The sequence below is a fragment of the Ruegeria faecimaris genome (genome assembly GCF_900182615.1).
GTDB lineage: Bacteria > Pseudomonadota > Alphaproteobacteria > Rhodobacterales > Rhodobacteraceae > Ruegeria > Ruegeria faecimaris.
Map to the genome: position 1 here is coordinate 183081 of NZ_FXTE01000003.1, position 15661 is coordinate 198741.

The window sequence follows — 15661 nt, forward strand, 5'->3', positions numbered from 1 at the left end:
ACAATTATGGGCGGCAGAGTTGACCCCTATGAAATCATCCCCCATCCTGAGCTGATCCGGTCACCGGCATGTATTTTCGCCTGGTGGCCAATTTCTTTTGTTTTTGGCAAGGTTGCATCATGTCTGACGTATCGGAAAAGCAATATGTGCTTGATACTCATCGCCTGCGAAGCCCCAGCCAAACATTGGAAATCGTAACGCCCTATTTGCGTGAAATGGGCATTACTCGAATTGCGAACTTAACCGGCCTGGATCGTATCGGATTGCCCACGGTCATGGTTGCGCGCCCGAATTCCCGATCGGTTTCGGTGTCGCTCGGCAAGGGATTGTCAGTCCCGGCCGCGCAAGCGTCGGGGGTTATGGAAGCGATCGAAAGCTGGCACGCGGAACGGGTAACGGCGCCTCAACGTCTGGCACGATTTACCGATATAGCGCGCGATGCGCCGGTGGTGGATGTTGATAAGCTACCTCGGGTGACTGGTGGCCGATTTGATCCTGATGCGAACAGATTGTGGGTAGAGGGTCGGGATTTGAATTCCACTTGCGCCCGTTGGGTTCCAATGGAGATGGTCGATACCGATTATACGTCTTTGCCGATGGGTGGGCAGGTTGCTTTTCCCAGAACGACAAACGGTTTGGCATCCGGCAACAACCTGTTTGAAGCCAGTTGCCATGCGATCTTTGAACTCATCGAACGCGATGCCACCACACTGTGGCAATTTCAGTCCGCGCCAGCACGGATCCACCCAGACACTATCGATGATGACAGGTGCAAGGACGCAATAAGCATGGTTGAGGCGGCGGGCCTGAACCTGGGCATCTGGGACACCACCTCGGACATCGGAATCGCCTGTTTCCGCTGTACGATCTGCGAGCCGGACGGGCAGAACGGCCACATCGGTATCGGTGATGGCTGCCATCCAGATCGCGCCATTGCTTTGTTGCGGGCCCTGACCGAAGCGGCACAAACCCGCCTCACCTATATCTCTGGCGCGCGTGATGATCTGGACCCAGAAGAGTTTACTGACCAGGCGCAGATAGAAAGATGTGCCTATATTCGCAATCAGATAGACAGTTCGGACGCGACGCAGGATTTTTCGAATACTCCGACATATGCCACCGGATCATTCCAAGAGGATTTGAACTTGCTGACTACCCGCCTCGAAACTGTAGGTATTTCGCAGGTGATCACGGTCGATCTATCGCGCCCGGAGTATGAGATCGCCGTTGTCCGAGCTGTCATACCGGGGCTTGAAGCGCCTCATGACGACCCCGATTACATCGCCGGGGAACGCGCGCAGCGTGTAATGGAAACATACGGATGAGTGTCGTTATTTTTGTGGGCCCGACGTTGACAGCCGATGCTGTGGCCCAATGCTTAGACCCTGTGATCTTGCCCCCGGTCCGGCAGGGGGACGTATATCGCGTGGCACGTGATCGTCCGCGCGCGATCGGGATAATAGACGGCTTTTTTGAGGGCGTCCCGTCGGTCTGGCACAAAGAGATTCTTTGGGCCATGAATCAGGGAATCCCCGTTTATGGCAGTGCCAGCATGGGTGCTTTGCGCGCGGCAGAGTTGGCTGATTTTGGTATGATCGGCGTGGGTCGAATCTTTGAGGATTTCTACAGCCGAACCCTGCAGGATGACGACGAAGTTGCGGTCCTGCACAGCCCGGCAGAATTGGGTTATTTGCCATTGAGCGAACCCATGGTCTCGGTCCGAGCAACGGTTGAGGAGGCGCATAATCTAGGCATGTTGGTCGCTGAACGTGCCGCAGAGGTTCTGCGGATTGCCAAAGGCATGAACTATCGTCAGCGCAGTTGGCCTAACATAATTGACGCGTTGAACGGGCTTTCTGATATCCAGAGTTTTGTGGACTGGCTGCCAAACGGCAAGGTTGATGCAAAAGCGCGTGATGCCATTGAGATGCTTGGGCGTATGGCCGAAGATCTGGCAAACGACCTTCCCTTCCCGGCGACGCAGCAACCGACCGAAGAAACGCTGATGTGGAAAGGGCTGCGTGCCCGAGTGGATGCCGATCAGAAGGCCGATCAGGCGGTTATCGACGAAGTCAGGCTGAACCCGGACATGTATACGCGGCTGCGTGAACGGGCCGCGCTGACTCTGCTGGCGCGGGAAGAGGCTGATCGGCGGGATGAAGAGCCTGACCGCCCTGCCCTGATGGCACAGATGGATGCGCACAGGCAAAAAGCCGGCCTGTCGCGCCGCGCCGCTTTGATGGCATGGCTGGACGAGAATGATCTGAGTGTCGAGGAATACGAGGCGATGCTGGCCGATGCCGCTCGGGTGCATGGCCACATTACCTCTCGGGCTTCGGTCCTTGAGTCATCGCTTTTGCGCGAGTTGCGCCGTGACGGGAGCTATGCCGAATTGCGGGATCGTGCCCATCGCAAGGCACTAAGGGGAGCTGAATCATTGACTGCCCGAGGCGGTCCCGCAAGCGGGCGCCTACCTATGGTTATGTGGTATTTTGAAACACAGCTTGACCAACCAGTGCCGGATGATCTTGAATCATATGCAGTTTCACTTGGATTGGCCGGGCGGGAAGCATTTTTTGATTTGATAGAAGCAGAGTATTTGTTTTGTCACGCGGATGCCGGATTAAATAGTACCGTTGACTAGCCGCCCCAAGGCGGATCCGAGGCGTGGCCTGAAAGGGGGGTATTGTGAACTTACCAGATCACCTTGATGACGAAGAGCCTGGAACGCGATTTCTGCTGTATCCGCAATCCCCTTTTCTGGAAGAGGACCCACAGCTTGAGCTAGTCGAAATATCGGCTCCGCAGGGCAGTATCGGCCCTGGTCCATCGGGTCCGCGCATGTACACGGTTAACCCTGTCGGAAAGACTACACCCTATGGGGCCATCGTGCCCGGACCGGATGGTCCGGGAATGTATCTGCCGCCCTGGAACGGATATATCCATCCCCCGGCAATGCCTGATGAGTTCGGTAACTTTATCCATATTGGCCCGTCGGACCCGGCTTTTGAGGCAGCGCATCTGTTTGGCTCGGCGCATTTCACGATGGACGTCTGGCAGGGCTATTTTGACCGACCAATCCCATGGCATTTCGCCCGTGATTTTAACCGGCTCGAACTGTCGCTGCTGCCAAGCCTGGACAATGCGCATATCGGTTGGGGTTTCCTTGAAACCGGGGGCACCCATGAACACGGGGACGAATATCGCCCCTACAGCCTGAATTTCGACGTGGTCGCACATGAAATCGGCCACTCAATCATTTACAGCGTCGTGGGCATGCCCACCGACGGAGATGTCTCGGGTGAGTATTACGGGTTCCATGAATCCGCCGCCGATATGGTGGCGCTTCTGGCCTCTTTGCATTTTGGCTCGGTGGTAGAGGCGCTGTTGGAAAACACCAAAGGCAATCTCTACAGCTTCAATCGACTGAATCGCTTTGCCGAGCTTTCGGAAAATGCACAGATCAGAACGGCCGCAAACAACCGGTCACTATCGGAATTCGCTGCCGGATGGTCCAGTGAACATGCACTTTCCGAGCCACTGACAGGTGCAATGTTCGACATTTTGGTGGACATCTATCATGAGCGCCTGTTGGTTCATGGCCTTATCACACAGGCAGAGGAAGACCTGTCCGATCAGCTAGAGGATTCACCCGATTACAGCGAGGTCATGCAGGGTATTTTTGACAAGCGATATGCCGAAAACCCCGATGGATTCCGCGTAGCACTTCTTGAGGCGCGCGATTTCCTGGGCACCTATCTGGCCGACGCCTGGAGCATGTTGGACGCCGATATGCTCAGCTATTTCGGTGTCGAAAAGGCCATGCTGGCGGTGGATCAGGAAATTACCGGGGGTGCCTTCCGGCGGATCATCGAAGGAAACTTTCGGATGCGTGATATCGGGGTGGCAACTGCCGGTCCGCGGCTGCCTGACCCTGATGAAGACAGTCACGCACACTCCGTCCGCACGCAGGTTCCAGACTGATGACAGCAAAATTCTTTTTTTTTCGGCAGATTTATGGCATTTAGAGGCGGGGTGATTTTTGAGGAGACACCGATGCGGTCATCCTCGGGATTTAATCGAAGGGGGTTCGGGTGATGGACCCATATTTGGGAGATGAGTTTATGGCGGAATCCTTGCTCAGTTTTTCGGAAGTGTTGATTTACGGCAGAGTTATCGACGATTTGGATTACGACCCTGCGAAAAAGAAAAGCAGAGGAAAAGGCAACAACAAACATCTTGATGAGCAACTCGCGAATTCAGGAAATGACGAAGCCAAATTTGCCAAGATCTACGGGTTTGCCTATGAAGGCACCTACTACGACCTGCCCGAGCCGGTGATTTTCCTGGTTCACGGCGATGGTCAAGATGTCGCCAAAAAGGGCGAGCCACCAAACCAGGCCTCGCGCGCGCCCACGGATCCTTCGATTGGCGGTGTTGCGGCGGCGGACTATCAGGTCGCTGACGGTATCAAGTTCTGGAGCTATGATAAGTCCGATCAGACCATGCGCATGGATGTCATGACAGGCCAGTTCGAACAGGTTCTTCTAGACCTCTATTTTGGCTTTGACAGCCCTGCTATCAGCGGTGCAAAGGTCAGCGGTGCCAAAGTGAGTGGTGCCAAGGTCAGTGGCGCGAAAGTCAGCGGTGCCAAGGTCAGTGGCGCCAAGGTTAGCGGAGCCAAAGTACGCGGCGGCGACTGATCTTCGGACAAAGTCAGCAAAGAAGGCGCGGGATCTCGCGCCTTTTTCCGTTCTAAAATCCCGCTTTTTTCAGCCCTTCGACAAAGTGCTGCGTGTCGTCTTCCAGACGGTCGGGCAGCACCTTGGCCCAGCGTGACAAAGAAAAGTTCGGGTGTGCGGCGCGGTGCTTTTCAGCAATCATACGTGCCATATCCATGTTGCCCAGCTGCGCATGGCTGGCGGCCAGCATCCGTTGACCCTCGGTCGGATTGTTCATCTTGTTGACGGTTTCGATAACATCTTCATAGCGCCTGAGATTGTAATAGGCGCCGCCGAGGTGCCAGAGATACTGATCCGGAAAGTACGGGTTCAGACGCATGGCCTGTTGCAGATGCGTGATGGCGGTCTCATTTTCCCCCGAATGTGCAAGCGCATCGGCGAAATCCGAATGCATATCCGCATCATTGGGGTTGAGAGCCAAAGCACGTTGGTAAGACTGTAGCGCCGCACTATGCTCCTTGCGATACAGATGGACAAATCCCAGCTCGCCAAATCCCCGTGCGTCTGTCGGGTCCAATTCGATCGACCGCTGTGCCAAAGACAGCGCCTGCTCGAATGCACTGCCTGGATCTTCGGTCCACGAGTATCGCCAATCCAGATTCAACGTTCGGGACAAGGCGGCGGCGGCACGGGCATAGTTGCCGTCCCTTTCCAGCGCAGATTGATAGAAATTCTGTGCCTTGCGGTTGTCGTTGCGCGTGTATTTGAAGATGTGCTGCTGCCCCTGCAGGACAGAGCCATATGCCTCCAGATCTGAAGGAACGGCCTGAACCATAACTTGGCGCTCATGGGATTCGATCATTACGGCCGTGGCCGCGACGATACATTCAGTCACCTCGTCCAGAATATCAAATATATCGTCAATGTTTCGATCAAACCGCTCACCCCAAATCGTGCGTTCAGTGTTAGCATCGACCAGTTCCGCAGTAATGCGGATTCGACTGGAAGAGCGACGCACACTGCCACGGGCGATATACCGGACATTCAGCTTTCTTGCGGCTTCCTTCGGTGGCATGGACTGCGCCCTGAAGAAGAATGATGAGTTTCGGGCAATGACGAAAAGGTTTCTGAATTTGGAAAGGTTCAGAATGATGTCGTCGGTCAGACCATCGGCAATCCAGCCGTCAGACTCATCCCCGCCGCTGATGCTGAACGGTAGCACAGCGACCGACGGAGTGTCCGGGCGTTCCAACAGATCGACAATAGCGTCGGGACGCATAGTGCCCGCCAAAGTAGCACCGGCAACCTCGCTGCGGACACAGTAGGTTGAAACCGGCGAAAGAATGTTCTTCAGATGCTGCGGACCAAGAAATTCGTACCCATACCGCAACCGGTTACAAACCTGATCATACACCGCAGAGCTGACATAGACCCGCTCGGGTTCCGCAATTTCTTGCAATCGCGCTGCAATGTTGACGTTGTCGCCATGAATTCCACGCTCATCTATCAGGATCTCTCCAAGATGGATGCCAACGCGAAACTTGATTTGCTGTTGATCTGATCCTGAATCGTTGTGCTGGGCAGAAATTTGGTGCAGCTCAACACCAAATTCGACCGCGCTGGTCGCTGTTTCAAACAGGGCCAGGATGCCGTCACCGCGCACTTCGACCACACGCCCCTGATAACGGGCGCATGCGGCTTCGATCTGCGATAGAAGTGTCTTCAAAGCGTTGTAGGTGTCGAGTTCGTTCTCACTCATCAGGCGAGAATAGCCGACGACATCTGCAAATAAGACTGCACCCAGCTTCTGAGTGATTGATGAATTCGGGTTAACTGTATTCACTGGCGGTACTCGATTCCTGAGTTCTGAACGAACCCTAACTTTTGTATAACAAAAAAAGATTTGAAATGATTGGTAATAACGTCTCTTAGTCCGACCCAGTCTCTTGCGGGGGCCAACACCAGCAATCCGAGGCATTATTGCCAAGCTTAACGATGGTTTCACCGCCCAATTCTTTCGCCAGTGAATTTCGGTTTTCGAACCAATCGCTGCTCAGCAACCCGACCACAACCATATCGTGAAATTGACCATCTGCAAACCAGGCCTGACGCATCGACCCCTCGATCTGGCACCCCAGTCTGGCAACCAGGTCTCTGCTGCTGACATTATCCGCCCTATAATACGAAGTCAGCCGGTTCAGCCCCAGTTGTCGAAAGGCGAAATCGGCGACCAAAGCCGTCGCCCTGATACCAACTCCATGGCGGCGCACCGAATGATCGACGAACATCGCAACGACAGCATCGCGATTGATCGGCGATATCCCCTCGAGGCCGCTCATGCCGACCAGTTTTCCCGCCGAATTCTCAACAACGAACCAACACCTGCGGCCGATGGCTGAGCCGGTGAACATGTCGCTCCAGCTTTCCTCTGTCTGTGCAAGATTAAGAGGAATGCGGGACACGCGTTCGAATTTGGCTAAATCCTCTACATTTTGAAACCAGGGCAGAATTGTCTCAAGATCGGATTTTTCCAGGGGACGCAGGACATAGGTCTTGTTGCTGGGCTTTTTTTTCACCGGAATTTCAACCTTTAATAAACATCAAAAAAATAACCTGTAGAGGATACCATGAAAACGCCGCAAACAGAAAAGATGATTATTGCAACCCAGTAAGACAAAAAAACCGGTCCGCCGATCGGGCGAACCGGTCCGTATTAAGCTGTCAGGCTCTTAGTCGTAAAGAACTGCCGCGATCTTCGGATCGTCAATATTGGAAGCATCGTAATAGTAAAAGCCGGTGTCGATTAGGGCGGGGACTTCTTCGCCTTTCATCGCCGCGACGGCCGCCTTGACCGTTTCATAGCCGATACCAACCGGGTTCTGGGTGATTGCCCCGGTCATCAGACCACTTTTGATCGCGTCTTTTTGGGCTTTGCCGCTGTCATAGCCAATGATGACAAGGCCTTCGGTGCCCAATTCCTGTACCCCGTTCACGACACCAATGGCAGAGCCTTCATTGGTGCCAAAAATACCATCCAGATCGGGGTTTGCAGTGAGGATCGCTTTTGTCACCTCGGTTGATTTCAGATGATCGCCCTGCCCGTACTGAACGGTGACAACCTCGATATCAGGGTATTTTTCCGCAATGCGGTTCACAAATCCATCGCGGCGGTCAATGCCAGTGCGGCTGGTCTGGTCGTGGGCTACCACTGCAACTTTGCCTTTTCCACCAATCTTTTCGGCCATTTTGTCAGCGGCAAGCCCCGCTGCAGCTAGGTTATCAGTTGTGGCAGTAGAAACAGGAATATCACTGTCGACACCGCTGTCAAAAGCGATGATCGGGATACCCTTGTCATTTGCCTGCTTCAGCAACGGAATGGCGGCCTGACTGTCGAGTGCGGCAAAGCCGATAGCTTTGGGATTGTTTGCCAGTGCTGCGGCGAGCATGTCGATCTGACGGTCGACCATCGTTTCGTTGTCCGGTCCTTCGAATGTGATTGTGACGTCAAACTCTTCGGCTGCCTGTTCGGCGCCCTGCTTTACCGCCTGCCAGAATTGGTGCTGGAACCCTTTGGATACCAGCGGAATATAGATTTCTTCCGCCATGGCCATCGAGGCCGGAGCTGCGAGGGTGGCTGCGCTGAGCGCCCCCAGAACGAAACGACGTGTTAACATGATATTCTCCTCCAGTTGGTCGTCATCTTCTTTGGTCCTAAAATTGTTCACCCGGTCTTTTTGCGCCGCGCCATGTCGGCATAGACGGCCAGAATGATGATCGCGCCGGTGACAACGGTCTGCCATTCCTGCGCTACAGATAGAACGCGCAGCCCATTGGTCAGGACAGCCATGATAAGCGCGCCGATGAGCGTTCCCAGGATCGTGCCGCGCCCGCCGGACAGAGAGGTTCCGCCAATGACCACAGCCGCGATGGCCTCAAGTTCGTATCCCAGCCCCAAAGCGGGTTGTGCCGAGTTCAGGCGCGAGGCGATCAGGATGCCGCCGATGCCGCAAATTCCCCCGGCCAGCGCGTAGATTCGCATCTTCCAGGCGTCGGTGTTGACACCCGACAAGCGGACCGCCTCTTCGTTTGATCCCAAAGCAAACGTATAGCGGCCCAAAACAGTGCGGCTGAGGATATAGGATGCTGCAATCGCGACCAAAAACAAGATCAGCACGCCGTTCGGGATAGGCACCGAGGGGATGATTTCTCCGATCAGAGACCCGCGCGAGATCTGATCGAAACCAGGCGTGTCATTGAAATAGATCGGTCGTGTGCCCGAGATAACCAGCGATAGACCCTTGAGGATCAGCATCATGCCCAGCGTCGCGATGAAGGGCGGGATTTTCATTTTGGCCACAAATGTGCCCGAACACAGACCACAAAACGCACCCGCTGCAATGGCTGCAGCAACACCCAAAAGCAGGGGCATGCCGAGATAAGTCAGGGCTACGCCCGCAATCACGGCGCAGAAGGTCATCAAAGTGCCAACCGACAGGTCGATTCCGCCCGTGATGATCACCAGAGTTGCGGCAACGGCCAGTACGCCGTTGACCGAAGTTGCCTGCAGAATGGCGATCATGTTCGAAGTTTGCATGAAGTTCGGCGATGCGATCGAAAAGCCGATCAACAGGGCGATGAGACTGGCAAAGGCCAGCAGCTTTTGATACGCGCCGCTTTCCGACAGGCCCGCAAGGGGCTTTTTTTTGTCTATATCCGTTGCTGTGGTCATATTGCTGTCCCTGTGACCTGCATCGCCGCCGTGCGTTGGGTGGCCAGATGCATGATGTCTTCCTGAGTGGTGTTGTTTCCGCCGGGCAGAATTCCGGTCAGCCGGCCTTCGCACATGACGGCGATGCGGTGGCTGAGGCGCATGATTTCCGGCAATTCGGATGAGATCACGATGATCGTCTTTCCCTGCGCGGCCAGTTCTTCGAGCAGTTTGTAGATTTCCGATTTTGCACCGACATCAATACCGCGCGTGGGTTCGTCAAATATCAGGATGTCGCAATCTCGCAGAAGCCATTTTGCGATGACTACCTTTTGCTGATTGCCGCCGGACAACAGGCGCACCTCCTGCACATCCGAGGGTGTGCGAATGCCAAGCTGGGCGATATAGCCCTTGGCGGTCGAGCTGATTGCGCCGTCGTTTAGTACCCCGGCAGCACTGGTGAACATATCCATCGAAGCGAGAGCGATATTGTCGCGGACATTCATCCCGGTGGCGAGGCCGAAATGCTTGCGATCCTCGGACAGGTACCCGATCCCGGCGCGCACCGCGTCCTGGGGTGAGCGGATGGGAACGCGGTGCCCATGCACGCGGATTTCGCCGCCATCTAAGGGATCAGCGCCAAAGATTGCTCGGGCCACCTCGGTCCGCCCCGCCCCCATCAGCCCGGCAAACCCCAAGATTTCACCCTTCCGGACCGAAAAGCTGACATCTTTCAGATCCGTGCCCCGCGTCAGTCCTGCGACTTCCAGAGAAACCTCGGCATCGCTCAGGTCCGGCACATCCAGAGGGTCTTCGGATACTTCGCGCCCAACCATCATCGCAATGATTTTGCTGATCGGCGTGTCACTGGCACCGACAGTGCCAACATATTCACCGTCGCGCATGACAGTCACACGGTCGGCGATTTGTTTCAGCTCGTCCATTTTGTGGCTGATATAGACAATCCCCACCCCTTCCGCCCTCAGGCGGCGGATGATGACGAACAGCTCGGCAATCTCGGCGTCGTTCAGGGCTGCGGTCGGTTCGTCCATGACCAGAACCTTGGAGCGATAGGACAGCGCCTTGGCAATTTCGACCATCTGCTGCTTGGCAATGGTCAACCCGCCGACCAGCGCTTTGGGATCAAGGTTCAGGTTCATCGCCCCGAAGATTTCAGCGGTTTGAGCGTTCAGCGCGGCCTCGTCCAGGCGACCAAAACGTTTCCGGGGCTCGCGTCCGATAAAGATGTTCTGCGCTACGGTCAGATCATTCATCAGACTCAGTTCCTGATGGATGATCCCGATCCCGAGGTTCTGAGCCTCACGCGGGGATGTGGGACTGGCTGATTTGCCTTGAATGGCCAAGTCGCCGCCATCGCGCTGATAGATCCCGGACAGGATTTTCATCAACGTACTCTTCCCCGCCCCGTTTTCCCCCATAAGCGCGTGGACTTCGCCCGAAAACAGATCGAACTGCACGGATTTCAGCGCGTGCACACCGGGGAAATACTTTTCGATCCCCTTCATTTCGACCAGTTTTTCCATCTCTCCTCCCATTTTGCCCCTACCTCTGACGAACCTGCCGCTACATCACAGCGCCGATTTGCCAGGGGACAAATTCAACGCCCCCAAAACCAAGCTCTTCGCTTTTTGTTTGATCGCCCGATGCGACACGGATCAACATTTCGAACAACTCTTCGCCCTTGGCCTCGATACTGACCCCGTCAGTGACGATGTCGCCGCAATTCAGATCCATGTCCTCGGACATGCGGGCGTACATTTCCGAATTCGTCGCTAGCTTGATGCAGGGCGTGGGTTGATATCCGGAGACCGACCCCCTGCCGGTGGTAAACACGATCAAATTGGCACCCGCCGCCACCTGACCCGTGACTGAGCAAGGATCGAACCCGGGACTGTCCATGAAGACAAAGCCCTTTTTGTCGATAATTTCGCCAAATCTGTAGACGTCGCGCATCGGGGCCGTGCCCCCCTTGGCCACCGCACCCAGAGACTTTTCAAGAATGGTCGTCAGTCCACCGCGCTTGTTTCCGGGGCTTGGATTGTTGTCCATCTCGCCACCATTGCGCTTGGTGTAATCTTCCCACCAATGAATACGGTCGATCAGTTTTTTGCCGATTTCCGGCGTTTCTGCGCGCCGGGTCAAAAGATGCTCGGCGCCATAAATTTCAGAGGTTTCCGATAGGATTGTTGTTCCGCCATGGCGCACAAGCAGATCAGAGGCATATCCAAGCGCCGGATTGGCAGTGATGCCGGAATAACCATCCGAGCCACCGCATTGCATCCCGACCGTAATCGCACTGATCCGAGCGGGCTTGCGGACGGCCTGATTGGCGAGCCGAGCGATCCCCTCCACCTCGGCAAGCCCGCGCTCGATCGTGCGGCGCGTACCGCCTTCGTTTTGGATGGTCATATAGCGCAAGGCACCGTCCTCGCGGATGGGGCGGCCATCAACCAGACTGGCCACTTGCATGACCTCACATCCCAGCCCAATCAGCAGAATGCCGGCAAAGTTCGGGTGCTGGGCGTACCCGGCCAGGGTGCGCATCAACGTAGCATAGCCGTCATCCTTGGCCGACATACCGCAGCCCGTGCCATGCACGATGGGCACCACCCCGTCCACGTTGGGATATGGATCAAGCAACCCACGTTTTGAGGCAGCTTCAGCGATGAACCGGGCTACTGAACCCGAACAATTCACCGTCGTCAGAATTCCGATATAGTTGCGCGTACCAACCTTCCCATCGGACCGGTGATACCCAAGAAAACTCCGCTCTTCGCCGATATGAGGCAAAGGGGTATTTGCGGTCGCATGGGCATAATCCTGCTGATGGGCCCCCATACCAAGATTGTGGACATGGACGTGATCTCCGGCTGCGATATCTGCCTTTGCCTGACCAATGATCTGACCATAGCGAATGACGTTTTCTCCGGCAGAAATTGGGGCAATAGCAATCTTATGCCCACGCAGAACCTGATCCCGAAGCGGGACATTCAGCCCGGAAGGCTGCGTGCCGATCTTCAGATCTCGGAGTGCAATGACGATATTGTCGTCCGGGTTCAACCTGACTGTATCGCGCGCTGCGGGCTGAGAAGCCTTTATTTTCTGATCTGGTTGCATCATTTTCCTGTTTGCTGATCCCGACTGCTAATCGTCGGACACGCACTTGTCAACTAACATGTTAGTATGCTAGATCACCAAATATGAGTAAACCACAGGACATAAACGCTCTGCACCTGCGCGATATTTCTACGTCTGAGGGCTCGTTGTCTCAGCGCGTTTACCTCTCAATCAAGCATGCAATCCTGTCGCTGGACTTCGCGCCGGGCGACAACCTCAGGAAGGCGCCGATATGCGAACGCCTTGGCGTTTCGCGTGCGCCCGTGACCGAGGCGATTGCCCGACTTGCTTCAGAGGGACTGGTGGATGTCGTGCCCCAATCCGGCACGCGCGTATCCTATTTCTCGATGTCCGAAATTCGCGAGGGCATGTTCCTGCGTGAAGCACTTGAACTTGCGACGGTCGCCAAAGTCGCGCGCGATTTGACCGAGGATCAGCGCAAGATACTGGGCCGCAACATGCGTCTGCAAGAGCTGCTGATCGAAGATGAAGATGTCCCCGGCTTTTACGAGGCGGATGAAGAATTCCACGGCCTGCTGATGAAATTCACAGGATTCAACAGGTTAAGCGACGTCGCGCAAACCGTTTCACTGCAAGTGACCAGAGCGCGAATGCTGCTGCTGCCTACCCCGGGCCGGGTGGTGGAAACGCTGGCCGAACACCGCGCCATTTTCAACGCGGTTCTTGAGAGAGATGAAAAAGCTGCACAGGACGCCATGCAACGTCATCTGGGGCAGTTGATGCCTCGGATTCAACGCTTGCAGCAGGAACAGTCCCACCTTTTCACGGACTCCCCTCATCCAATACGCGAGGCAGGATGACAGTTACCGCAACAGAGCTTCTAAATGGCCGCACGGCGCGACCCGTTCCGCTGACTCGGATGGGTTTTGGTGGCGCGCCTTTGGGGAATCTCTATCGCAAAGTATCAGACGAGGATGCGCAGGCTGCGCTGCAGGCAGCCTTTGATTTGGGTATCCGATTTTTTGACACCGCACCGCAATATGGGTTGGGCCGCTCCGAGCAACGATTTGGCCAGGCTATTGCCCGGTTCGGACGCGAAGAGATTCAACTTTCGACCAAGATCGGGCGTCTGCTGCTGGATTGCGCACCGCATCAGGTCACACCCGAAGCCTTTGTTGATGTGCCGCAGAAACGTATCGTTTTCGACTATACCTATGACGGGGTCATGCGATCCTACGACGCCAGCCGCGACCGGTTGGGTGTCTCATGCGCCGATATCCTGCTTGTGCATGACGTCTGTGCGTTCAGTCAGGGCAGTCAGGAGGCATCTGATGCCAAGATCCGGGAACTGTTCGATGGCGGCGGATACAAAGCTCTGGTCGAACTTCGTGAAGCCGGTGAAATCTCCGCCATTGGAGCCGGTGTAAATGAATGGCAGGTCTGCGAAAGATTATTGGGCTTGGGCGACTTTGACGGGTTTCTTCTGGCAGGCCGTTATACCCTCTTGGAACAAGACGCTTTAGACAGCTTTCTACCCCTTTGCGAAAAGCGGGACGTGGGCATAATTCTTGGCGGGCCGTACAACTCGGGTATCCTCGCAACCGGCGCTGTTTCCGGTGCGAAATACAATTATGCTGATGCACCCGAAGAGATCCTTGCCCGAGTTCGCCAGATCGAGGCTGTCTGCTCAGCCCATGATACACCACTGATCGCTGCTGCCTTGCAATTTGTCCTTGGCCATCCCTGCGTCAAAACCGTTGTCCCCGGCGCGGTGAATGCGGCCGAGGTGCAGGCCAATGCGGCCCTGCTCGAACGTCAAATCCCCGCTGCGCTTTGGTCTGATCTGTGTTCGGAAGGATTGATCCGTTCCGACGCCCCCCTTCCCGGAGAGGCTGCCTATGCTGCGTAATATTGATCCCATCCTGTCGCCTGACCTGTTGTACACCCTGCGCGCTATGGGGCATGGCGATGAAATCGTGATTGCGGATGCGAATTTCCCCGGCTCCAGCTCTGGGCCGGGCTGCATACGTGCCGACGGGTCAAGCGCCAGCGAAATCCTAAGAGCTATTTTGTCTGTCATGCCGTTGGACACATTTGTCCCTGACCCGGCCCTGACCATGCAGGTTGTTGGCGATCCGGATGCTATACCTGAGGCCATAGCCGATTTTCAGACCATTATCAGCGAAATAGCGGACCACCCGGCCACGATACAGGGCCTTGAACGTTTCGCCTTTTACGACCGGGCGGCCACAGCTTTTGCGATCGTGCAAACCGGCGAACGTCGGCTGTATGGCAACATCATCCTGAAAAAGGGTGTTCTTGGATGAAGATCGACGCCCATCAGCATTTTTGGACATTGGCGCGCGAAGACTATGGCTGGCTGACACCGGATCTGGGGCCGATTTACGCGGATTTCGCGCCCGCGGATCTGGCCCCATTGCTGAAAGGAGCGGGAATTGACGGTACGGTCTTAGTACAGGCTGCGCCGACAGCTGCTGAGACCGAATATCTGCTGTCACTCGCCGAGCAGGCCCCGTTCATAAAAGGCGTTGTCGGATGGGTTGATTTTGAGGCCGCCGACGCACCGGAACAAATCGCACGACTGGCTGCCCACCCGGTCTTTGTCGGTTTGCGCCCCATGGTTCAGGACATTCCCGACCCATTATGGATGCTCAGGGATGGGCTGACACCGGCTTTTGACTCTCTGCAACAGTCAAACCTTACCTTTGATGCGCTGACCCTGCCGCGACATCTGGGGCCGCTTCAACAGCTGCTGGAACGGCACCCACATATGTGCACGGTAATTGATCACGGTGCCAAGCCCCTGATCCGGGAGGGAGTCATGGAGGGCTGGCAAGAAGACATGTCGACATTGGCCCGAAATACAAATGCCTGGTGCAAACTTTCCGGGTTGGTGACCGAGGCCGGGGCGAATTGGACGGTAGAAGATTTGAAGCCTTATGTGAATCACCTGCTGAACACATTCGGGCCCTATCGCCTGATCTGGGGCAGCGACTGGCCGGTTTGCACATTAAACAGCAGTTATGAACGATGGCTCGAGGCGACCGATACGCTGTTAACCGGTCTGTCACCACACGAGCATCAGGCGATACGGGGCGGTAATGCTGCCCATGCCTATGATCTCAGGAACTAGATTGATCTTTCCGAGGCT

The 15661-nt window shown here is 55.5% G+C and carries 14 protein-coding genes; 8 read left to right on the forward strand and 6 right to left on the reverse strand.

Annotated features, from left to right (window positions below):
- Positions 1-119: 119 nt before the first annotated feature.
- The 4 genes from FN806_RS09065 to FN806_RS09080 all read left to right on the forward strand — a co-directional run bounded on the left by FN806_RS09065 (position 120) and on the right by FN806_RS09080 (position 4703).
- Positions 120-1325: a YcaO-like family protein gene (locus tag FN806_RS09065; RefSeq protein ID WP_142636285.1), complete on the forward strand. Its 1206-nt coding sequence runs from the start codon at positions 120-122 to the stop codon at positions 1323-1325.
- Complete coding sequence (locus FN806_RS09070; protein WP_142636287.1) at positions 1322-2644, forward strand: TfuA-like protein; 1323 nt, start codon at positions 1322-1324, stop codon at positions 2642-2644. Before FN806_RS09065 ends, FN806_RS09070 begins: the two co-directional genes overlap by 4 nt.
- Before the next feature lie 44 nt (positions 2645-2688).
- Positions 2689-3984 (forward strand): gluzincin family metallopeptidase, encoded by a 1296-nt coding sequence (locus FN806_RS09075; RefSeq protein WP_246097207.1) that lies wholly within the window; start codon positions 2689-2691, stop codon positions 3982-3984.
- Positions 3985-4097: 113 nt separating this feature from the next.
- Positions 4098-4703 (forward strand): pentapeptide repeat-containing protein, encoded by a 606-nt coding sequence (locus tag FN806_RS09080; RefSeq protein WP_246097208.1) that lies wholly within the window; start codon positions 4098-4100, stop codon positions 4701-4703.
- Between the two features lie 52 nt (positions 4704-4755).
- Here the strand turns inward: FN806_RS09080 and FN806_RS09085 are convergent, their stop codons facing one another.
- From FN806_RS09085 to FN806_RS09110, 6 genes are all read right to left on the reverse strand, one after another.
- Positions 4756-6525: an adenylate/guanylate cyclase domain-containing protein gene (locus tag FN806_RS09085; RefSeq protein ID WP_281286267.1), complete on the reverse strand. Its 1770-nt coding sequence runs from the start codon at positions 6523-6525 to the stop codon at positions 4756-4758.
- Between the two features lie 85 nt (positions 6526-6610).
- Positions 6611-7258 (reverse strand): GNAT family N-acetyltransferase, encoded by a 648-nt coding sequence (locus FN806_RS09090; protein WP_246097210.1) that lies wholly within the window; start codon positions 7256-7258, stop codon positions 6611-6613.
- A 153-nt stretch (positions 7259-7411) separates the two neighbouring features.
- Complete coding sequence (locus tag FN806_RS09095; protein WP_142636294.1) at positions 7412-8356, reverse strand: ABC transporter substrate-binding protein; 945 nt, start codon at positions 8354-8356, stop codon at positions 7412-7414.
- Between the two features lie 47 nt (positions 8357-8403).
- Positions 8404-9411 carry an ABC transporter permease gene (locus tag FN806_RS09100; protein ID WP_142636296.1) on the reverse strand — a complete coding sequence of 336 codons (1008 nt, stop codon included), beginning with the start codon at positions 9409-9411 and terminating at the stop codon, positions 8404-8406.
- Positions 9408-10934, reverse strand: coding sequence for a sugar ABC transporter ATP-binding protein (locus FN806_RS09105; RefSeq protein ID WP_142636298.1), 1527 nt, complete (start codon positions 10932-10934; stop codon positions 9408-9410). The genes FN806_RS09100 and FN806_RS09105 overlap by 4 nt, the downstream gene beginning before the upstream one ends.
- A gap of 40 nt (positions 10935-10974) precedes the next feature.
- Positions 10975-12528, reverse strand: a complete 1554-nt coding sequence (locus tag FN806_RS09110; RefSeq protein ID WP_142636448.1) for a UxaA family hydrolase — start codon at positions 12526-12528, stop codon at positions 10975-10977.
- A gap of 83 nt (positions 12529-12611) precedes the next feature.
- Here FN806_RS09110 and FN806_RS09115 point away from each other — a divergent pair, with 83 nt between their 5' ends.
- The 4 genes from FN806_RS09115 to FN806_RS09130 are packed head-to-tail and all read left to right on the forward strand — an operon-like array spanning position 12612 to position 15643.
- Positions 12612-13349 carry a GntR family transcriptional regulator gene (locus tag FN806_RS09115; protein ID WP_246097211.1) on the forward strand — a complete coding sequence of 246 codons (738 nt, stop codon included), beginning with the start codon at positions 12612-12614 and terminating at the stop codon, positions 13347-13349.
- Positions 13346-14398 carry an aldo/keto reductase gene (locus FN806_RS09120; protein WP_142636300.1) on the forward strand — a complete coding sequence of 351 codons (1053 nt, stop codon included), beginning with the start codon at positions 13346-13348 and terminating at the stop codon, positions 14396-14398. Before FN806_RS09115 ends, FN806_RS09120 begins: the two co-directional genes overlap by 4 nt.
- The gene (locus FN806_RS09125; protein WP_142636301.1) at positions 14388-14816 is read left to right on the forward strand and encodes an RbsD/FucU family protein; all 429 of its coding nucleotides are present in this window, start codon (positions 14388-14390) and stop codon (positions 14814-14816) included. Before FN806_RS09120 ends, FN806_RS09125 begins: the two co-directional genes overlap by 11 nt.
- Positions 14813-15643 (forward strand): amidohydrolase family protein, encoded by an 831-nt coding sequence (locus FN806_RS09130; protein ID WP_142636303.1) that lies wholly within the window; start codon positions 14813-14815, stop codon positions 15641-15643. The genes FN806_RS09125 and FN806_RS09130 overlap by 4 nt, the downstream gene beginning before the upstream one ends.
- Positions 15644-15661: the final 18 nt, after the last annotated feature.

Coding starts and splice junctions, on each gene's coding strand:
- FN806_RS09065 (WP_142636285.1), top strand. CDS start 120: ATGTCTGACGTATCGGAAAAGCAATATGTGCTTGATACTCATCGCCTG.
- FN806_RS09070 (WP_142636287.1), top strand. CDS start 1,322: ATGAGTGTCGTTATTTTTGTGGGCCCGACGTTGACAGCCGATGCTGTG.
- FN806_RS09080 (WP_246097208.1), top strand. CDS start 4,098: ATGGACCCATATTTGGGAGATGAGTTTATGGCGGAATCCTTGCTCAGT.
- FN806_RS09095 (WP_142636294.1), bottom strand. CDS start 8,356: ATGTTAACACGTCGTTTCGTTCTGGGGGCGCTCAGCGCAGCCACCCTC.
- FN806_RS09100 (WP_142636296.1), bottom strand. CDS start 9,411: ATGACCACAGCAACGGATATAGACAAAAAAAAGCCCCTTGCGGGCCTG.
- FN806_RS09105 (WP_142636298.1), bottom strand. CDS start 10,934: ATGGAAAAACTGGTCGAAATGAAGGGGATCGAAAAGTATTTCCCCGGT.
- FN806_RS09110 (WP_142636448.1), bottom strand. CDS start 12,528: ATGCAACCAGATCAGAAAATAAAGGCTTCTCAGCCCGCAGCGCGCGAT.
- FN806_RS09115 (WP_246097211.1), top strand. CDS start 12,612: ATGAGTAAACCACAGGACATAAACGCTCTGCACCTGCGCGATATTTCT.
- FN806_RS09120 (WP_142636300.1), top strand. CDS start 13,346: ATGACAGTTACCGCAACAGAGCTTCTAAATGGCCGCACGGCGCGACCC.
- FN806_RS09125 (WP_142636301.1), top strand. CDS start 14,388: ATGCTGCGTAATATTGATCCCATCCTGTCGCCTGACCTGTTGTACACC.
- FN806_RS09130 (WP_142636303.1), top strand. CDS start 14,813: ATGAAGATCGACGCCCATCAGCATTTTTGGACATTGGCGCGCGAAGAC.